General features: G+C 61.4%; 15 protein-coding genes and 1 tRNA gene. 8 read left to right on the top strand and 8 right to left on the bottom strand.

Annotation, left to right across the window (positions count from 1 at the left end; all coding sequences use genetic code 11):
- Positions 1-145: 145 nt before the first annotated feature.
- Positions 146-1,030 (top strand): LysR family transcriptional regulator, encoded by an 885-nt coding sequence (locus tag LG31_RS0118675; protein WP_033115919.1) that lies wholly within the window; start codon positions 146-148, stop codon positions 1,028-1,030.
- Here the strand turns inward: LG31_RS0118675 and LG31_RS0118670 are convergent.
- The 3 genes from LG31_RS0118670 to ybaK all read right to left on the bottom strand — a co-directional run bounded on the left by LG31_RS0118670 (position 1,024) and on the right by ybaK (position 3,322).
- Entirely contained in the window at positions 1,024-1,947 is a 924-nt protein-coding gene (locus LG31_RS0118670) for a type 2 periplasmic-binding domain-containing protein (RefSeq protein WP_050513490.1), read from the bottom strand. The genes LG31_RS0118675 and LG31_RS0118670 overlap by 7 nt on opposite strands.
- A 2-nt stretch (positions 1,948-1,949) precedes the next feature.
- Positions 1,950-2,741, bottom strand: coding sequence for a substrate-binding periplasmic protein (locus tag LG31_RS0118665; protein ID WP_033115918.1), 792 nt, complete (start codon positions 2,739-2,741; stop codon positions 1,950-1,952).
- Between the two features lie 116 nt (positions 2,742-2,857).
- Positions 2,858-3,322, bottom strand: a complete 465-nt coding sequence (gene ybaK, locus LG31_RS0118660; protein ID WP_033115917.1) for a Cys-tRNA(Pro) deacylase — start codon at positions 3,320-3,322, stop codon at positions 2,858-2,860.
- A gap of 131 nt (positions 3,323-3,453) precedes the next feature.
- On the opposite strand from ybaK, the gene LG31_RS0118655 reads away from it, so the two are divergent.
- Positions 3,454-4,014 (top strand): GNAT family N-acetyltransferase, encoded by a 561-nt coding sequence (locus LG31_RS0118655; RefSeq protein WP_033115916.1) that lies wholly within the window; start codon positions 3,454-3,456, stop codon positions 4,012-4,014.
- Positions 4,015-4,145: 131 nt separating this feature from the next.
- On the opposite strand, the gene ppc is transcribed toward LG31_RS0118655, so the two are convergent.
- Positions 4,146-6,779 carry a phosphoenolpyruvate carboxylase gene (gene ppc, locus LG31_RS0118650; protein ID WP_033115915.1) on the bottom strand — a complete coding sequence of 878 codons (2,634 nt, stop codon included), beginning with the start codon at positions 6,777-6,779 and terminating at the stop codon, positions 4,146-4,148.
- A gap of 231 nt (positions 6,780-7,010) precedes the next feature.
- A complete protein-coding gene (argE, locus tag LG31_RS0118645; RefSeq protein ID WP_033115914.1) occupies positions 7,011-8,156 on the bottom strand; it encodes an acetylornithine deacetylase in 1,146 nt (381 codons plus the stop codon).
- Positions 8,157-8,427: 271 nt separating this feature from the next.
- On the opposite strand from argE, the gene argC reads away from it, so the two are divergent.
- From argC to argH, 5 genes are all read left to right on the top strand, one after another.
- A complete protein-coding gene (argC, locus tag LG31_RS0118640; RefSeq protein ID WP_033115913.1) occupies positions 8,428-9,435 on the top strand; it encodes an N-acetyl-gamma-glutamyl-phosphate reductase in 1,008 nt (335 codons plus the stop codon).
- A 22-nt stretch (positions 9,436-9,457) separates the two neighbouring features.
- The gene (gene argB, locus LG31_RS0118635) at positions 9,458-10,237 is read left to right on the top strand and encodes an acetylglutamate kinase (protein ID WP_033115912.1); all 780 of its coding nucleotides are present in this window, start codon (positions 9,458-9,460) and stop codon (positions 10,235-10,237) included.
- Positions 10,238-10,262: 25 nt separating this feature from the next.
- Complete coding sequence (locus tag LG31_RS0118630; RefSeq protein WP_033115911.1) at positions 10,263-11,174, top strand: ornithine carbamoyltransferase; 912 nt, start codon at positions 10,263-10,265, stop codon at positions 11,172-11,174.
- A gap of 56 nt (positions 11,175-11,230) precedes the next feature.
- Positions 11,231-12,466, top strand: coding sequence for an argininosuccinate synthase (locus tag LG31_RS0118625; protein ID WP_033115910.1), 1,236 nt, complete (start codon positions 11,231-11,233; stop codon positions 12,464-12,466).
- A gap of 210 nt (positions 12,467-12,676) precedes the next feature.
- Complete coding sequence (gene argH / locus LG31_RS0118620) at positions 12,677-14,062, top strand: argininosuccinate lyase (RefSeq protein ID WP_033115909.1); 1,386 nt, start codon at positions 12,677-12,679, stop codon at positions 14,060-14,062.
- A gap of 419 nt (positions 14,063-14,481) precedes the next feature.
- Here argH and LG31_RS0118615 read toward each other — a convergent pair whose 3' ends face one another.
- Positions 14,482-14,937: a hypothetical protein gene (locus tag LG31_RS0118615; protein ID WP_033115908.1), complete on the bottom strand. Its 456-nt coding sequence runs from the start codon at positions 14,935-14,937 to the stop codon at positions 14,482-14,484.
- 443 nt (positions 14,938-15,380) lie between these two features.
- Between LG31_RS0118615 and LG31_RS0118610 the strand changes: the two genes are divergently transcribed.
- Positions 15,381-16,073 carry a B3/B4 domain-containing protein gene (locus tag LG31_RS0118610; RefSeq protein ID WP_033115907.1) on the top strand — a complete coding sequence of 231 codons (693 nt, stop codon included), beginning with the start codon at positions 15,381-15,383 and terminating at the stop codon, positions 16,071-16,073.
- 63 nt (positions 16,074-16,136) lie between these two features.
- On the opposite strand, the gene LG31_RS0118605 is transcribed toward LG31_RS0118610, so the two are convergent.
- Complete coding sequence (locus tag LG31_RS0118605; RefSeq protein ID WP_033115906.1) at positions 16,137-17,309, bottom strand: CD0519/CD1768 family membrane protein; 1,173 nt, start codon at positions 17,307-17,309, stop codon at positions 16,137-16,139.
- Positions 17,310-17,414: 105 nt separating this feature from the next.
- Positions 17,415-17,490 (bottom strand) — tRNA-Asn (locus tag LG31_RS0118600).
- Positions 17,491-17,517: the final 27 nt, after the last annotated feature.

Raw genomic sequence — 17,517 nt, 5'->3', positions numbered from 1 at the left:
CCATCCGATCGGCCAACCTGTTTATCCCCTGCCCGCAGCGCGCCTCACCCCGTTAGTTGGCTCAGATCCTTCATAAAATGAATTAGAATGAGTCATTTCATGCCATATTGGCATGATTAGAGCCCTTGTTATCCCGGGAGAGCCCATGGATATTCGCGCCCTGCGCTACTTTGTCGAACTGGTTCGGGAGCAGAGCTTCACCCGCGCCTCGGAGAAGCTGTTCGTCACCCAGCCCACCATCAGCAAGATGATCCGCAATATCGAGGAGGAGCTGGGCCAGCCCCTGCTCAACCGGGAGGGGCGTCGCTTTACCCTGACCGACAGCGGGCAGGTGCTGTTCCAGCGGGCCCAGACCATTCTGGCCGAGATGCAGCAGCTGGAGGCGGAGCTGGCGGATCTGCAGAGCCTGCAGCATGGCCGCCTCACCCTCGGCATTCCCCCCATGGTGGGTCACCTCTACGCTGACCTCATCCGCGCCTACCGCACCCGCTACCCCAAGGTGGAGCTGACGCTGGTGGAGTATGGCGGCCGTCTGATCGAACAGGCGGTGCTGGAGGGGGAGCTGGATCTCGCCATCACCATGCTGCCCACCAAAGAGGAGGGGCCGCTCAGCGCCCTCGATCTCGATCGCTATCCCATTCAGGTGGTGCTGCCGGATCAGCCGCGCTGGCGCGGCGATGCGCCGCTGCGGATGGAAGCGCTGCAGGAGGAGCCCTTCCTGCTCTATACCCAGGCCTTCACCCTGAGCGAACGGCTGGAGCAGGCGTGCCGCGGGGCGGGGTTCGTGCCACAGGTAGCGGCGCGCAGCAGTCAGTGGGATTTTCTCACCGCCATGGTGCGCAGCGGCATGGGGGTCGCCTTCCTGCCCGAGCCGGTCTGCAACCGGCTCAATCCGGAAGGGCTGGTACTGCGGCCGCTGGAGCCCGAGCTGAGCTGGCGACTCGGAGTGATCTGGCCGCGCGAGCGCTATCTGTCGCGCACCGCCGAAGCCTGGCTGGAGCTCTGCCGCAAGTGGCGGGAGCCTCACTGATCGCCGAAGCGATCGGTGAGCGGATTGTAGAAATAGGGACGGTAATCGAAGCTGATCCCCTTGAGGAAGGGGTTCTCCAGCTTGATCAGCCGCCGCTGCTGGGGGTGGGCAAAGGCAATGGCCGGGCCGAAGCTCTTGCGCCACAGTGCCTGCAGCGAGCCATCCTGCCAGGCGATTTGCAGCCCCTGCTCGACCCGCCTGAGCGCCTCGCGGTTGTTGGCGTTGGTATAGAAAACCCGGGGCAGCGGGTAGTAGATCATCAGGGCATCATCGACCTTGAGCCCCTCCACCTCGTCGTGGGTGAGCAGTTCGCTGCGCAGTTCGCTGACCCCGCGGCAGAAGAGATCGAAACGGCCGCGCGCCACCATCTTGAACAGCTTCTCGTAGCCATCCACCTCCATCACCTCCAGCCCGGCGTGGCGCAGGATATCCACATCGAGCCACCCCTTGCCCTGACCGAAGGTGAAGCGGCGCAAGCCAGCAAGATCGGTCACCTCCCTGACTGCCGCCTGCTGCTGCGGGCTGACAAAACAGATGCGGTAGCTGACGATCCCCAGATGCACCGGAAAGGGGACATAGGCCAGCTCCTGGCCATCGCGGGTACTGCTGTAACTATCCATGGCAAAGAGATTGGGGAAGCTGTCGAGCTGCATGCTGAGCCGTGCCCGCGCCTTGGTCATGGGGGGCGCAGCCTCCATCACATAGTCGCCAAACTGGTCGCGCGTCTTGTCGAGGGCGAGGCGCAGCAGCTCCCGATCGTAGGTGGTGCGCGGATCCCGCTCGCTCTCGGGACTGAGATAGGTAAAACGGGTCACCGCCTCGACCGTCAGCGGGAGCAGCGCAAGCAGACTGGCCACCAGCAGCGCCAGCCACCGTCCTGCAAACCGCTCTGCCGTTCCATGGCTTATCACTCTCATCCCTAGTCCCCTGCCCGGTGGGTCTGTCTGAAACTGGCCACATAGTGCTGATAGGTGGGCGAGTTGCGCACCGCCTCGATGGCATCCCACACCTGCTGACTCTCGTTTGGATGGCTCTGGCGGAAGGTGTGGGAGAAGACCAGATAGTAGGGCTTCTCCACCAGCACCGGCGTCAGCCGCTCGATCTGCCCTTGCAGGTCGGGATGGGCCGCCAGCAGACTGTCGGCCACTTCGGTCTGCAAGGCGGTGGCAGCGGCCCGATCCATCACCAGCTTTTTCAATATGATGAGCGGATCCCGGCTGGAGTCATCCACCTCGACTCCCGCCCCCTGCAGGAACTCGACGATGGAGAAACCGGACTGGGCCGCCACTATCCCCTTGACCCTGAGGGTGGTGCCATCCCACTGGCTCTTGCCCCCCTTGAGCTGATAGAGGCTGTAGCTTTCGATGAGCAAGCGCTTGTCGGGATCCGGCTTGTCACCGCGCATCGGGTAACTGCCTATCTTGCTCGCCCGCTCCGCGCTGTAGCTCATCTTGAAGGCGGCATCCATCTGGCCGCTGCTCACCAGCGAGAGACAGCGCTTCCAGGGAAGCGGGGTCATCAAAATCTCGATGCCAAGACGCTCTGCCACCAGCTTGAGGTGATACTGGACAATCCCCTCCCCCGACTGCAGCAGCCAGGGGTAGGAGTCGCTGTTTTCAAAACAGGAGTGCAGGGTAAAGGCAGGGGTAGCACTACCCGTGGCGGGGAGAAGCAGCGCAGCGTATAGCAGGGACCTGACAGATGCTCTCATGGGCCATATCCTTGGCAGCCAGTCTCCTTCCACTATACCAGCCAGCCCGTTACCCTGCCGTGGCGGCTACGTCAGGCCATGCGGGGCATCACTCTTCGCCGCTTACTCTTCACCGATTACTCTTCGCCGATGGGAGCGGCAATCCACTTCATCAAGGTCAGCATATCCTGCGGCGCCACGCCGACCGAGAGGCCGCGCTTGCCGCCGCTCACCAGAATTTCGTCAAATTGCATAGCCGACTCGTCGAGCACGGTGGGCAACAGCTTCTTCTGGGCCAGCGGGCTGATGCCGCCCACCTTGTAGCCGGTCAGCTTCTCGGCCTCCGCCGGCTTCATCATCTCCACCTTCTTGAGGCCGGTCGCCTTGGCCAGCTGCTTCAGGCTGCACATGCCGGATGAGGGCACGATGGCCACCACCGCCTGTTTGTCGTGGTGGGCGATCAGGGTCTTGAATACCTGTGCCTCCGGCAGCCCGAGCTGGGTAGCGGCATGCTTGCCGAAATCGTCGTGGGCTTCGCACTCGTAGGGGTAGAGCTTGTGGGGGATCTTGAGCTTCTTCAGCAGGTTGATGGCAGGAGTCATGATGGATGCCTTGAATCGAATCGCATAAAAACAAGGCCAAACAGTCTGCGCCTCACGATAGGGTGATGCAAGTCGCAAGGGTAATTTGGGGCGCTCTGCCCCTCCGGACAGAGCCTTTCCGACAGCGCCCCATGCTATTCTCAACCCCCGATTTCACCGATATTCTCCCCCCATTTCCCATGCAGATCGAGCTTGTTCCCCTTACCCCCGAAGAGACCCTGAGCCCCGGCGGGCTGGCCCTGCAGCAGCGGGTCATCAACTCGCAACCCGCCTTTAATCTGGCGCTGGGCGGCCCTGCGGCGCTTTCCCTCAGCGCCATCCGGCAGGATGCCGAAGCCGTGCTGGCCGCCGGCGGCCGCTATCTGGCCATCCGCAGACAACAAGAGGTTGTCGGCCTCGCCCATCTGCTGGCCAGCAACCCCTTCGATGGCCATCCCTGGATTGGTCTGCTGGTGATCGACAGCGAAATGGCGGGTAAAGGAGTGGGGCGCAGTGCCGTCAGCCAGCTTTGCCACCATCTGGCACGACTCAACCCGGCGCCGGTTCGTCTCTGCGTTCAGCTGAGCAATCCTGCCGCCCTCACCTTCTGGCTGTGCTGCGGCTTCGAGCTGGTCGAGGAGGATCTCGACGAGGAAGGTCGCCCCATCGCCATTTTGCAGGCCATCCAGCATAACGGCGCGAACCCGCGCTGAGCCGGGCCGCTCGGCACATTCAGCCGGGTTACAATGGCGGTTATGGCATCAAGCGGGACAAAGGGCTCGTCAAAACAGAAAGGGCGCCGAGGCGCCCTTTGTCATTGAGGGGAGCTTGGTAGCTCCGACTATCAACCCGTATTACGCATACCTGCGGCAATACCGGCGATGGTGACCATCAGCGCCTTGTCCAGCTCGGGGTGCAGGGTCTCCGGGTGGTTGCGGGAGCGGTTGAGCAGCTCGGCCTGCAGCACGTTGAGCGGGTCTGTGTAGGGGTTGCGCAGCTTGATGGACTCCTTGATCCAGGGCTGATCCTCCAGCAGATCCCCGCGCGGGCTCAGTTTCAGCACCACGTCGATGGATTCGGCGAGCTCCTGACGCAACTGTTTGCCAAGGCCCCACAGCTCCTGCGGCACCAGACGGGTGTCGTAGTACTCGGCGAGCCAGACGTCCGCTTTGAGGAACACCATCTCCAGCATTTCGAGGCGGGTGCGGAAGAAGGGCCACTGGGCGCTCATCTCTTCCAGCACGGCCAGCTTGCCGTCGTCGATCGCCTGCTGCAGCGCCTTGTGGGCACCGAGCCAGGCCGGCAGCATCAGGCGGTTCTGGGTCCAGGCGAAGATCCACGGAATGGCGCGCAGGCTCTCGACGCCGCCGTTGGGCTTGCGCTTGGAGGGACGGGAGCCGAGCGGCAATTTGCCAAGCTCCATCTCCGGGGTGGCGGCGCGGAAGTAGGGCACGAAGTCCGGGTGGCCGCGCACGATGCTGCGGTAGTGATCGCAGGAGACGGTCGCCAGCTGCTCCACCACTTCACGCCAGCACGCTTTCGGCTTGGGCGGCGGCAGCAGGTTCCCTTCCAGCACGGCGCTGGTGTAGAGCTCGAGGCTCTTGATCGCCACTTTCGGCAGACCGAACTTGAAGCGGATCATCTCGCCCTGTTCGGTGACGCGCAGACCACCGCGCAGGGATCCCGGCGGTTGCGACAGGATGGCCTGCTGGGCCGGCGCACCGCCACGACCGACGGTACCGCCACGGCCATGGAACAGGGTGAGGCGCAGATTGTTGGCCTCGGCCAGCGCCACCAAGGATTCCATGGCGGCGTACTGGGCCCAGCCGGCGGCCATCATGCCCGCATCCTTGGCGGAGTCGGAGTAACCGATCATCACGTACTGACGACCCTGGATATAGCCGCGATACCAGTCCACCGACAACAGGCGCTCCATCACGGCGGTGCCCGCCATCAGGTCTTCCTGAGTCTCAAACAGCGGAGCGACCGGCATGCGGAACTTGCAGCCAGCTTCTTTGAGCAACAGCTGCACCGCCAGCACGTCGGATGGCGCGCCGGCCATGGAGATGATGTAGATACCGAACGCATCGGGATCGTGTTGGGCAATCACCCGGCAGGTCTCGATGGTTTCGCGGGTCTCGTCGCTCGGCTCCCAGTCGTTGGGGATAAGCGGGCGACGGGAGTTGAGTTCGTTGAGCAGGAAAGCCTGCTTGTCATCCTCGCTCCACTCGGCGTAATCCCCCAGCCCCAGATAGCGGGTCAGCTCGGAGAAGACCTGGCCGTGGCGCTCGCCATCCTGACGGATATCGAGCTTGACCAGATGGATGCCGAAGCAGGCGATCTTGCGCAGCACATCCAGCAGCATGCCATCGGCGATATTACCCATACCGCAGGCGTGCAGGGAGTGGTAGCAGAGCTCCAGCGGCTCGCGCAGCTGGGCGGTGGTCTTGACCAGATCCCGGCTCTCGCTTGCCTGTCCCTGCACCTTGGCGGTCAGGTACTCCTGGGTTTCGCGCAGTTGTTCGCGTAGCTCGCGCACCAGCGCACGGTAGGGCTCGGGGTGATCGCCAACCCGGGCGCGCACGGCGTCGGTACAGTCGGACATGGAGAGCTCGGAGGTGAGCTCCTTGATGTCTTTGTAGAACAGGCTCACCGCCATCCAGCGGCCCAGCTCCAGCACTTCGGCAGTCACCTTGGCGGTGACGAAGGGGTTGCCGTCGCGATCACCGCCCATCCAGGAGGTGAACTTGACCGGCGCGGCATCAAGCGGCAGCCGCACACCCAGATGGTGTTGCAGACGCTCGTCCAGATTGCGCATGAATTCGGGGATGGCGGGCCACAGGCTGTTCTCCACCACAGCGAAGCCCCACTTGGCCTCGTCCACCGGGGTCGGGCGCTGTTCGCGGATCTCGTTGGTGTGCCACGCCTGATTGATCAGCTGCTCGATGCGATTGAGGATCTTGTCCCGCTCGCGGGGCAGCAGGTCAGAGAGTTCCAGCGCCTCGAGGCAGTCGTTGAGCTGCACATGCTTGTGGATCAGGGTACGACGGGTCACCTCTGTGGGGTGAGCGGTCAGCACCAGATCGATATCCAGCTCGCGCACCGCCTGAATGATGGCCTCTTGCGACAGGTTGGAGGCTTTGAGTTTGTCGAACATCTGCTCCAGCGGATCCGGGGTGCAGACCTGCTCTTCGCAGCGACGGGAGATGGTGTGGAACTGTTCCGCCACGTTGGCCAGATTGAGGAACTGGCTGAAGGCGCGCGCCACCGGCAGCAGTTCGCTATCACTCAGGGTGCGCAGGGTATCGAGCAGACGTTCCCGGTCTGATTCATTGCCCTTGCGGGAGGACTTGGCCAATTGGCGAATGGTTTCGATCTTGTCGAGAAAGGCCTGACCCTGATGATCCTTGATGGATTTACCCAGCAGCTGACCCAGCATACCTACGTTGGCGCGTAGTGCGGCGTACTTTTCGTTCATTCCACATCCTTATCTTGTTGGTGCCTGACACCCATCCGGGGTGCAAGACGACCTCACTTATTGTTGTGCGATTACAACATATGCTCCGTCATCTTAGGGTGACAATCTACCCAGATTGTCTGCGCAAGGTCAAATAACAGGCCGATTCAGAAGATGTATTTCCCTCACTACTCCACAACCGGCTTGTTATGTAACTTACTTACAGTTTTTACGCCCCTTTCACCGCCGCCGCTACAGGCAAAAACGTCTGATCAGGTGCTGCAACACTGTGGTGGTCGGCTTGACGAACGAGAGATCCAGATACTCATCCGGCTGGTGCGCCTGGGTGATATGGCCGGGGCCCATCACTATGGTCTGGCAGCCAAGCTGCTGGATAAACGGCGCCTCGGTGCAGTAGTTGACCGACTCGGCGGCGCGGCCGCTCGCCTTCTCCGCTTCACGCACCAGCACCGAATCGTCGGCGCAGGCGTAGGCGGGAATGGGTTCGTGCAGATGTTGCAGGTGCAGGCAGCCCGGCTGGTGGATCTCGATGGGCGACAGCGCCTCTTTGAGCATCCCCATCAACTCGTCTGGCCCCACCTGCGGAGTAGGTCGCAAGTCGATGTGCAGCTCGCAGCAGCCGCAGATGCGGTTCGGGCTGTCACCGCCCTGGATGTAACCGAGGTTCAGGGTCGGCTGTGGCACGGCAAAACGGTGGTCGGCATAGCGATCTTTCAGATCCTGCTGCAAGCGCAGCACCTGCCCCATCGCCTTGTGCATGATCTCCATGGCGTTGACGCCGTTGGCGGGATCCGAGCTGTGGCCGCTCTTGCCGGTAATGCGGATCGCCTCCGACATGTGGCCCTTGTGGGCCACCACAGGCACCAGCCCGGTCGGCTCGCCAATCACCGCGTAGTCAGGTTTCAGCTCGGCAGCCGCAGCGATGGCGCGGGCCCCCGCCATGGTGGTCTCTTCATCGGCAGTGGCGAGGATACGCAGTGGCTTGGTCAGCTTGGTGAGGTCAATCTCTTTCAGCGCCTCAACGATAAAGGCGAAGAAGCCCTTCATATCGATGGTACCGAGGCCATAGAGGCGGTTGCCCTCTTCGGTCACCTTGAAGGGATCCTTGCTCCAGCCCCCCTCATCGAACGGCACCGTATCGGTGTGACCCGCCAGCAGCAGACCGCCCTCCCCCTGACCAATCGTCGCCACCAGATTGAACTTGCCCGGCAGCTCGGGGAGCGCAGTTACCTCGCACTGAAAGCCGAGCCGGGTGAACCAGTCAGCCAGCAGCCGGATCACCGCCTCGTTGCTCTGATCCCACTTGGGATCCGTGCTGCTGATAGAGGGGATCGCAATAATATTCTTGTAGAGTGAAAAAAAATCCAGATTGGCCATCAGCTCCTCCTTGCTTCCCCAAAACGTTTCTGTTAGAAAATACAAATGCAATGCGAATGCATGAATATTCTGTCTTTTTGCCAGGATAAGCAGCTCGCCAACAAAGGCTTCTAGTTGTAAGGGAAAGTTAATGTTCTGTCACCTGATCTATAACCGACGACACACACCCGCCTGAATTGCCCCTCCGCACTTGTGCAAAGGGGCGATCGAACACCCTTGTGCACCGCAGCACCATGCTGTGAATCTCGAACTCTGACTTGGAATATTCAACATGCTTAACACCGTTATCGTCGGTGCCAGTGGCTACGCGGGAGCCGAACTGGCCGCACTGGTACAGAACCATCCACAACTCAAACTGTTCGGCCTCTATGTCTCCGCCGGCAGTCAGGATGCCCACAAGCGCTTCTCTTCCCTGCATCCCCAGTGGGTCGGTGCCCTCGATCAGCCGCTGCTGCCACTGGACGAGGATGGCATGACCCGGATCCTGACCCAGGCTGATCTGGTGCTGCTGGCCACCGCCCACGAGGTGAGCGCCGAGCTCGCCCCCAAGTTTCTCGCCAAGGGGCTGCCGGTGTTCGATCTCTCCGGCGCCTTTCGGGTCAAGGATCAGGGCTTTTACGACAGCTTCTACGGCTTCACCCACCAGAGCGAACAGTGGCTGGATCAGGCCGCCTACGGTCTGGCCGAGTGGAATGCCGATGCCATCGCCACTGCCCAGCTGATTGCGGTGCCGGGTTGCTACCCGACCGCATCGCTGTGCGCCCTCAAGCCGCTGCAGCAGGATGGCCTGATTGCCAAGGGGTGGCAGCCCATCATCAACGCCGTCTCCGGGGTCTCCGGCGCCGGGCGCAAGGCGGCCATCAACACCAGCTTCTGCGAAGTGAGCCTCAATCCCTACGGCACCTTCAATCACCGGCACCAGCCGGAGATCAGCCATCACCTCGGCAAGGAGGTGCTGTTCCAGCCCCACCTTGGCAACTATGTGCGCGGCATCCTGGCCACCATCTATGTGCAGCTGGTGGACGGCGTAACCCCCACCCAGGTGGATCAGGCCTTCCTCAAGGCTTACGAAGGCAAGCCGCTGGTGCGCCTCACCGGCCAGATGCCCTCTATTCGCGGTGTGGCAAACACCCCTTACTGCGATATCGCCTGGCAACAGCAGGGCAACATGCTGGTGGTGGTCTCTGCCATCGACAACCTGCTCAAGGGCGCCGCCTCGCAAGCCATGCAGTGCATAAATATCAAATTCGGATTTGAACCGGCCACCGGCCTGATTTAAGGACTTAGGAAGGATCTCGAACATGGACAAACAGACGTTGGTAATCAAGCTGGGCGGCGCCCTTATCGAGAACGACGAGGCGCTGACCGCCCTGTTCGCCACCCTCAAAACCTTTCTCGACGATCAGCACCGTCCGCTGGTGCTGGTACACGGCGGTGGCTGTCTGGTGGATGACCTGCTCAAGGGGCTGGGTCTCACCTCCACCAAGAAGAATGGCCTGCGGGTGACCCCTTTCGAGCAGATCCCCTTTATTGCCGGGGCGCTGGCCGGGACCGCCAACAAGCAGATGATGGCCAAGGCGATCGCCACCGGCATTCCGGCGGTGGGTCTCTGTCTGGCAGATGGCGGCCTGTGTCAGGTGACCCAGCTCGACCCGGATCTCGGCGCGGTCGGCGAGTGCAAGCCGGGCAATCCGGCACTGGTGGCAGGCATCCTCGGTCAGGGCTTCCTGCCGGTGGTGAGCTCCATCGGCATCACAGCCGAGGGGCAACTGATGAACGTCAACGCGGATCAGGCTGCCACCGCCATTGCCGAGGCGCTCGGTGCCGATCTGGTGATGCTCTCCGACGTGAGCGGCATCCTCGATGGCAAGGGCAAGCTGGTGCCCCAGCTCGACAAGCTGACCGCACTGGATCTGATGGAGAAAGGGGTGATCCGCGATGGCATGGCGGTCAAGGTAGAAGCGGCCCTGCACGCCGCCCAGACCCTCGGCAAGCCGGTCTGTGTCGCCAGCTGGCGTTACCCGGATCAGCTGCTCAAGCTGCTGGCTGGCGGCGCGGTCGGCACCCAGGTAGCTATTTGATCTCCACCGGAACAAGGAATATCCGATGCAACATCTTCTGAAAGACAGTGATCTGAACAAAGCCCAGATTGAAGCGCTGATTGCGCTGGGCAAAGCAGTGAAAGCCGACCCGAAGAAGTACAGCCAGGCGCTGGCCGGCAAGAGCGTGGTCACCCTGTTCGAGAAGCCCTCCCTGCGCACCCGGGTCACCTTCGACATCGGCATCGCCAAACTGGGCGGCCACAGCGTCTATCTGGATCAGCAGAACGGCGCGCTGGGCAAGCGGGAGTCGGTGAAAGATTTCGCCGCCAACCTGTCGCGCTGGTGTGATGCCATCGTCGCCCGGGTGTTCGATCACCAGACCCTGGTCGAGCTGGCAGCGCACGGCACAGTGCCGGTGGTGAACAGCCTGTGCAACCTCTACCACCCCTGTCAGGGGCTGGCCGACTTTATGACCATTGCCGAGCACTACGACGATCTGTCGAAGGTGAAGCTTGCCTACCTCGGTGATGGCAACAACGTCAGCCACTCTCTGCTGCTGCTGGGGGCCACCCTCGGCACCGACGTCACCCTGATCTGCCCGAAAGGCCACGGCCCGGATACCCAGATTTTCCTGCAGGCGCAGGCACTGGCAGCCAAGTCGGGGGCGACCATCCACATCAGCGATGACGTGGCGGATATCGAAGGGTTCGACGTGGCCTACACAGATACCTGGGTCTCCATGGGTGACAACACGCCGATGGAGCAGGTCACCGAGCTCTTTATGCCTTACCAGATCAACCAGGCCCTGCTCGACCGCACCGGCATTGCACATGTGCTGCACTGCCAGCCGGCCCATCGGGAGCTGGAGATCACCTCGCAGGTGATGGATGGCCCCGCCTCCCTCATCATGGACGAGGCCGAAAACCGGATGCATATCCAGAACGCCGTGTTGCTGACCCTTCTCGGCGGCAAGTAACGCGGCACTCAATCTGAATCACGACCCTTTATCGAATCATCATGGAGAGAAGTAAAATGAGCGGAATCAACAAGATCGTACTGGCTTACTCGGGTGGACTGGATACCTCGGCCATCATTCCCTGGCTCAAAGAGCACTATGATGCCGAAATCATCGCCTTCGTGGCCGACGTCGGTCAGGAGCGCGACGATCTGGAAGGGATCGAGCAAAAAGCCATCGCCTCCGGCGCCACCAAGTGCATCATCAAGGATCTGCGCGAAGAGTTCGTCAAAGAGTACGTCTACCCGACCCTGAAGACCGGCGCCGTCTATGAGGGCACCTACCTGCTGGGTACCTCCATGGCCCGTCCGGTGATCGCCAAGGCGATGGTCGAGGCCGCGCTGGCGGAAGGGGCCGATGCCATCTCCCACGGTTGCACCGGCAAGGGTAACGATCAGGTGCGTTTCGAAGGGGCGGTCGCCGCGCTGGCGCCCCAGCTGAAAGTGATCGCCCCGTGGCGGATCTGGGACATGCGCTCCCGGGAAGATCTGCTCTCCTATCTGGAGACCCGCAACATCCCCTGCAAGGCGACCCTGAAGAAGATCTACAGCCGCGATGCCAACGCCTGGCACATCTCCACCGAAGGTGGCGAGCTGGAGAGCACCTGGAACGAGCCCTCCGAAGCGGTCTGGCAGTGGACCGTACCGGCCGAGCAGGCTCCGGACCAGCCGGAGTACGTCAAGCTGACCGTGGCCCAGGGTGAAGTGGTGGCCGTTGACGACCAGCCGCTCAGCCCGCACCAGATCCTGATGACCCTGAACGAGCGTGCTGGCAAGCACGGCGTGGGCCGCATCGACATCACCGAAAACCGGATGGTGGGGATGAAGTCCCGTGGCTGCTACGAGACCCCGGGCGGTACCGTGATGGTCGCCGCGCTGCGCGCCGTGGAAGAGCTGGTCTTGGATCGCCCGACCCGCGCCTGGCGGGAGAAGCTGGGTGCCGAGTTCTCCCATCTGGTCTATGACGGTCGCTGGTTCACCCCGCTGTGCAAGGCGATCCTCGCCTCTGCCAACGCCATCGCCGAAGATCTGGACGGTGAAGTGGTGCTGAAGATGTACAAGGGTCAGGTCACCGCGGTGCAGAAGAAGTCGCCGAACAGCCTCTACTCCGAAGACTTCGCCACTTTCGGGGCCGACGAAGTGTATGACCAGAGCCATGCCGAAGGCTTTATCCGTCTCTACACCCTGGCGAGCCGGATCCGCGCCATGAAGGAGCAGCATCAGGCCATCGGTGGTGATCATACCCACGGCTAAGCAAGCGCGATAACCCGTTGATTCCGTTGAGGGGGCATGGCCCCCTCTTCTACAGGCAGAGGGCATAGCCCCTGACCCATAATCAGCGGGTGTGACAAGATCGGCAGCGCCCCGGCCGCTTCTGTGAGATAACAGACTCGCAGAAAAACAGGGCACGATTTCAAGTTCGGTGGCCAGGGCGCCGCCGACAACGCATTCAAGGAGAGCAGTATGGCACTTTGGGGTGGACGCTTCAGTCAGGGAGCCGATAGCCGGTTCAAGCAGTTCAACGATTCGCTGCGGTTCGATTACCGGCTGGCGGAGCAGGATATTCAGGGCTCTATGGCCTGGGCCAAAGCGCTGGTGAAAGTGGGCGTGTTGACCGCCGATGAGCAGGCAAAGCTGCAACAGGCGATGGAAGTGCTGCTCACCTCGGTGCAGCAGGATCCCCAGCAGATCCTGAGCTCGGATGCCGAAGACATTCACTCCTGGGTCGAGAGCCAGCTGATTGCCGCCGTCGGCGATCTCGGCAAGAAGTTGCACACCGGCCGCTCGCGCAACGATCAGGTCGCCACCGACCTGAAACTCTGGTGCAAGGCCCAGGGCGAGCTGCTGCTCGGTTCCATCACAGCTCTGCAGCTGGGGCTGGTCGCCTCCGCTCGCGCCAATCAGGCCGCCGTGTTGCCCGGTTACACCCACCTGCAGCGGGCCCAGCCAGTCACCTATGCCCACTGGGCGCTGGCCTATGTGGAGATGCTGGAGCGGGACTACTCCCGGCTACAGGATGCCCTCAAGCGCCTCGACACCAGTCCGCTCGGCTGCGGCGCGCTGGCGGGCACCGCCTACGCCATCGACCGCGAAGCCTTGGCGCTCGACATGGGCTTTGCCGGCGCCACCCGCAACAGTCTGGATTCGGTCTCCGATCGGGATCACGTGGTGGAGCTGATGCACGTGGCATCCCTCTCCATGACCCACCTGTCGCGCTTTGCCGAAGATCTCATCTTCTACAACACCGGCGAGGCGGGCTTTGTCGAGCTCTCCGATGCGGTCACTTCCGGCTCCTCACTGATGCCGCAGAAGAAAAACCCGGATGCGCTCGAGCTGATCCGCGGCAAGACTGGCCGTGTAGTCGGCGCCCAGATGGGCATGCTGATGAGCCTCAAGGCGCTGCCACTGGCCTACAACAAGGACATGCAGGAAGACAAGGAGGGGCTGTTCGATGCCCTCGACACCTGGCACGACTGCCTCGACATGGCGGCGCTGGTGCTGATCGATCTGAAGGTCAACGGCGAGCGCACCATGGCGGCGGCGCAAGGCGGCTACGCCAACGCCACCGAGCTGGCAGACTATCTGGTGGCCAAGGGGATTCCGTTCCGTGAAGCGCACCATATCGTCGGCGAAACCGTGGTATTCGCCATCAGCGTGGGCAAACCGCTGGAGGAGCTCTCCATTGGCGAGTTCCAGCGCTTCAGCCCGGTGATCGAGTTCGACGTCTACCCCAATCTGGAGCTGGAAGCGACCCTGGCCAAGCGGGTCGCCAAAGGCGGCGTCGCCCGCGAGCAGGTAGAAGCAGCCCTGACTGCCGCCGAAGCTTGGCTGGCCAAACGGGTGGGTTAAAAACAATAAGACAAGGGAGCTATAGTAGCTCCCTTTCTTCACTTACAGTGCTATCAGCTCTACCGAATTAGTGGGTAACACCGAATCAATAGAAGCACCATTCTTATATCCGTACACCGATACCTCTGCTCCACAGAATGGGCAATTGCTTTGGTACTCTATTGCAACTCTGAATAACTTCACTGAATATCCATAGAATGGATTACTACACTGATGACAATACATTGATTTAATTGAAAACATCTTTGATTCTCCACGAATAGAAAGATATGAATTCCTCTCTTCTATGGATATGAAACGGGTGGGCTATTTCATGGGAAATAACCATAGTCACGCTTTGCATCACATCCATACGAATACGCTACCAGATTATTTATTGACAGGCTCGTCATCTACTGAAATCCATATTTTCAGTCATTTCACGCGCTGGCATTGAGCAGTTTGCCCACCCCCTCCCCCTTGCCATTGGGCAGGGTCTGTTTAAAGGCGCCGAGCAGCTGATCGAGGTTGAGATGGCTGGCACCGAGGGAATCCTTGAGGGTATCGAGCTCGCTTTGCAGCGCGTCGAGGCGGGTGCTCTGGGTGCCGCTCGCCAGCTGGTTGCGGGCGCTGTCGATGGCTGCGGGAAGGGATTGGCCACCATTCTCCTGCCCCAGGGTCTGCATCAGCTCCCCCATAAAGTGGTTGATGGCAGCGCGGTTCTGTTCGCTATCGGCATCCTTGATACCAAGTCGCTGGAACAGGCTCTGGACGGTCGGGGCTAGGTGTTCCTCCTGTACGGCAGGCTGCACGGGCTGGGGTTTGCTACTGCTGCCAAGCAGCTGGCTGCCCAGCTTGAGGGCGATCGAGGCAAGGGGAAGCAGGCTGCTGATCATGATATCTCTCCGCGACAACGACCCTTGATGGTGTTGCCAGGAGGAGTGCATAAGCGGGGCCAGAATGCAGTGAACAGCGCAGGGCGAAACCAACTCATTGAGTCACCGAGTGATTTGAATCGCCGCCTTGTGTTCGGGCATTGCAACTGAGGTCATCACACGAGAGCCGGGCGGCCAGCGGCTGCCGCTGCAGATCGAAGCGGCAAAGGGGCATTGCCGCAGCAAACCGGAGGCGGCAGGGCTCCTCTTCGCTATATGCCGGTACATGCCCGCCATCCCCTCGATCACATCATTTTTAATTCATAAAACTTATGGCTATTAAGATCATGTAAATTTTCTTATCTAACATGTTCGCGCAAGATGGCTCTCAAACCGGATTTGCCGTCACCGCTATGCTGGCCGGCAGCCGCCTTCTCCCTGCCTTTTTCGTTTATGGAGTCGCTATGTCCCTGATCACCCCTCATATCTCCCCCGAAGTCAGCCAGTTGGCTCCCGGCTTTCGCGCTTTGAGCATCACGGTGCAGGCCGCCGCCGTGGTCGACCCGAACGTGGGGGCGCGAGCCCTTGATGAGGCCTGCACCGCCATGCTGACCGCCGATGTACCGTGGGCAGAGGCGCATCTCGCCGCCTGGGGCGATCTGTTCAGAAAGTTCGGCGCCAAGCCGCAGCGGACTCCCTGCTCCGCCGAGGCCCTGAGAAAGCGGGTCGCCCGCGATGGCAACCTGCCGGCCATCGATCCCGTGGTCGATCTCTACAACGCCATCAGCATCCGCTACGCCATTCCGGTGGGGGGCGAAAACCTGCTCGCCTATGAGGGATCGCCACGACTGGTGGTAGCCGATGGCAGCGAGCTGTTCGATACCATGAAAGGAGGCGAGCCGACCCACGAAGCGGTGGAGCCCGGCGAGGTGGTCTGGCGGGATGACAAGGGGGTGACCTGTCGGCGCTGGAACTGGCGGCAGGGTGTGCGCACCCGATTGAGTGTCGATTCGGGCAAGATGTGGTTCATTCTGGAGAGCCTGCCCGAGATGCCGCTGGCTGCGCTGCATGAGGCGGGGGAAAAACTGATTGCCGGGCTGCGGGAGATGATGCCGGAGGCGGTGATCACGCAGAGCCTGATCGGCCATAACGAATAGGCGATTTTCGTCAGCAGGATAGAGAGAGGGGCGCCGCAGCGCCCCTCTCTCTTTTCACTCTGCTCAGCCCAGCAGCATATAAAGCTGGTGCGCCGCCACCCCGGCGCACAAGCCGCCGACGGTGTGGGCGACAATGGCGCGGGAGGTGAGGTGGCGATAACCAAGGGCATCCAGCATGGCGGTGTGGGTACTCAGGAAACCGCTCCAGCACATCCCCATGGCGGTAAACACAGCAACCTCGTTGCCGGTGATCCACCCCTTGGCGATAAAGGGGGGCACCAGCGACATGGCGGCACCAACCGCACCGAGCGAGGTAGCCGGGAAGGCGACCAGCTCCGGCTGCTGGAAGCCAAACAGCAGGTCAAACAGCCAGCTCACCTTGGCGGCCAGCACCGGCAGCAGGGCAACCCCCTGGAAGGCTTCGCCGGTATAGCCCTTCTCCCCCGGGCCGAAGGTGAGCAGCATGACGAAGGTGCTGATGATTAGCACCCCGGGGATCACCGCCATCCCCAGCTCCACACCAGATTTACCGCCATCGAGCAGGGAGTTGAGGATCCGCAGCCAGCCGGGAGCGGCCTCTTTGCTGACCCCGACTTTGTGCCCCTTGGCATCAGTCGGCTCATCGTCCAGCACCTCGCCCACCAGCGGGCGGATCATCCGTTGCATCAGTCGGGTAGAGACCACCGAGCCCACCAGAGCGCCCAGCAGACCGATCAGCGCCGCGCTGGCGGTGGATTCACCGCCCGGCAGCTGCAGGGTGGCCATAAAGGTCACCACGATCAGCCCCATGCCGAAGGCGGTACCGAAGTTGGTGAGCGATACCAGCTGCCAGGGGGTGAAGCCCTTACGAAAACGGCTGTCCTTGGCGAGGCTGATCACCGCCGGGTTGTCGGAGAAGAAGGTCATCAGCGCTGCCAGCGCGGTGCGCCCCGGCAAGCGGAACACCGGCTTCATCAGGGGTGCCAGCAGCACTTCCAGAAGGCGGATCACCCCGAATTCGCTCAGCAGCTGGCTCAGGGCACCGGAAAGTACGGTGATCCCCATGATAAAGAGCACGGTATTGAGCAGCAGCTGGTGGGCGGTATTGAACAGGGTGTTGACCATGGCGGAGAGGCCCATCTGGCTGCCGAGGTAGCCAAACAGGCTGCCCAGGATCAGCAGCACCAGCACGGGCTCAAGCCACTCGCGGATGGTGGCCAGTCGCCCCTTTGAGTCTATAACTACTTGATTTTCCATATCTATCCTGCCGTCATTCTGTGCGAGTGTGATTGTTGTTATGGTAAAAAGCGGTATTGAACCAAAGAAAAAAAGCCCTTGTCTTGCGACAAGGGCTTTTCGGTTTGGCTCCTCCTGCTGGGCTCGAACCAGCGACCTGCGGATTAACAGTCCGTCGCTCTACCGACTGAGCTAAGGAGGAATTATTAGTGGTGCCCAGAGACGGAAT

Source organism: Aeromonas lacus (assembly GCF_000764665.1).
In the GTDB taxonomy this organism is placed as follows: domain Bacteria; phylum Pseudomonadota; class Gammaproteobacteria; order Enterobacterales; family Aeromonadaceae; genus Aeromonas; species Aeromonas lacus.
The sequence above is the reverse complement of the archived record's forward strand: the minus strand, read 5'-3'. Positions and strand labels throughout refer to the sequence as shown.

Coding starts and splice junctions, on each gene's coding strand:
- ybaK (WP_033115917.1), bottom strand. CDS start 3,322: ATGACTCCTGCCATCAACCTGCTGAAGAAGCTCAAGATCCCCCACAAG.
- argH (WP_033115909.1), top strand. CDS start 12,677: ATGGCACTTTGGGGTGGACGCTTCAGTCAGGGAGCCGATAGCCGGTTC.
- LG31_RS0118615 (WP_033115908.1), bottom strand. CDS start 14,937: ATGATCAGCAGCCTGCTTCCCCTTGCCTCGATCGCCCTCAAGCTGGGC.
- LG31_RS0118625 (WP_033115910.1), top strand. CDS start 11,231: ATGAGCGGAATCAACAAGATCGTACTGGCTTACTCGGGTGGACTGGAT.
- LG31_RS0118610 (WP_033115907.1), top strand. CDS start 15,381: ATGTCCCTGATCACCCCTCATATCTCCCCCGAAGTCAGCCAGTTGGCT.
- LG31_RS0118655 (WP_033115916.1), top strand. CDS start 3,454: ATGCTATTCTCAACCCCCGATTTCACCGATATTCTCCCCCCATTTCCC.
- argB (WP_033115912.1), top strand. CDS start 9,458: ATGGACAAACAGACGTTGGTAATCAAGCTGGGCGGCGCCCTTATCGAG.
- ppc (WP_033115915.1), bottom strand. CDS start 6,779: ATGAACGAAAAGTACGCCGCACTACGCGCCAACGTAGGTATGCTGGGT.
- LG31_RS0118670 (WP_050513490.1), bottom strand. CDS start 1,947: ATGAGAGTGATAAGCCATGGAACGGCAGAGCGGTTTGCAGGACGGTGG.
- LG31_RS0118605 (WP_033115906.1), bottom strand. CDS start 17,309: ATGGAAAATCAAGTAGTTATAGACTCAAAGGGGCGACTGGCCACCATC.
- LG31_RS0118665 (WP_033115918.1), bottom strand. CDS start 2,741: ATGAGAGCATCTGTCAGGTCCCTGCTATACGCTGCGCTGCTTCTCCCC.
- argC (WP_033115913.1), top strand. CDS start 8,428: ATGCTTAACACCGTTATCGTCGGTGCCAGTGGCTACGCGGGAGCCGAA.
- LG31_RS0118630 (WP_033115911.1), top strand. CDS start 10,263: ATGCAACATCTTCTGAAAGACAGTGATCTGAACAAAGCCCAGATTGAA.
- LG31_RS0118675 (WP_033115919.1), top strand. CDS start 146: ATGGATATTCGCGCCCTGCGCTACTTTGTCGAACTGGTTCGGGAGCAG.
- argE (WP_033115914.1), bottom strand. CDS start 8,156: ATGGCCAATCTGGATTTTTTTTCACTCTACAAGAATATTATTGCGATC.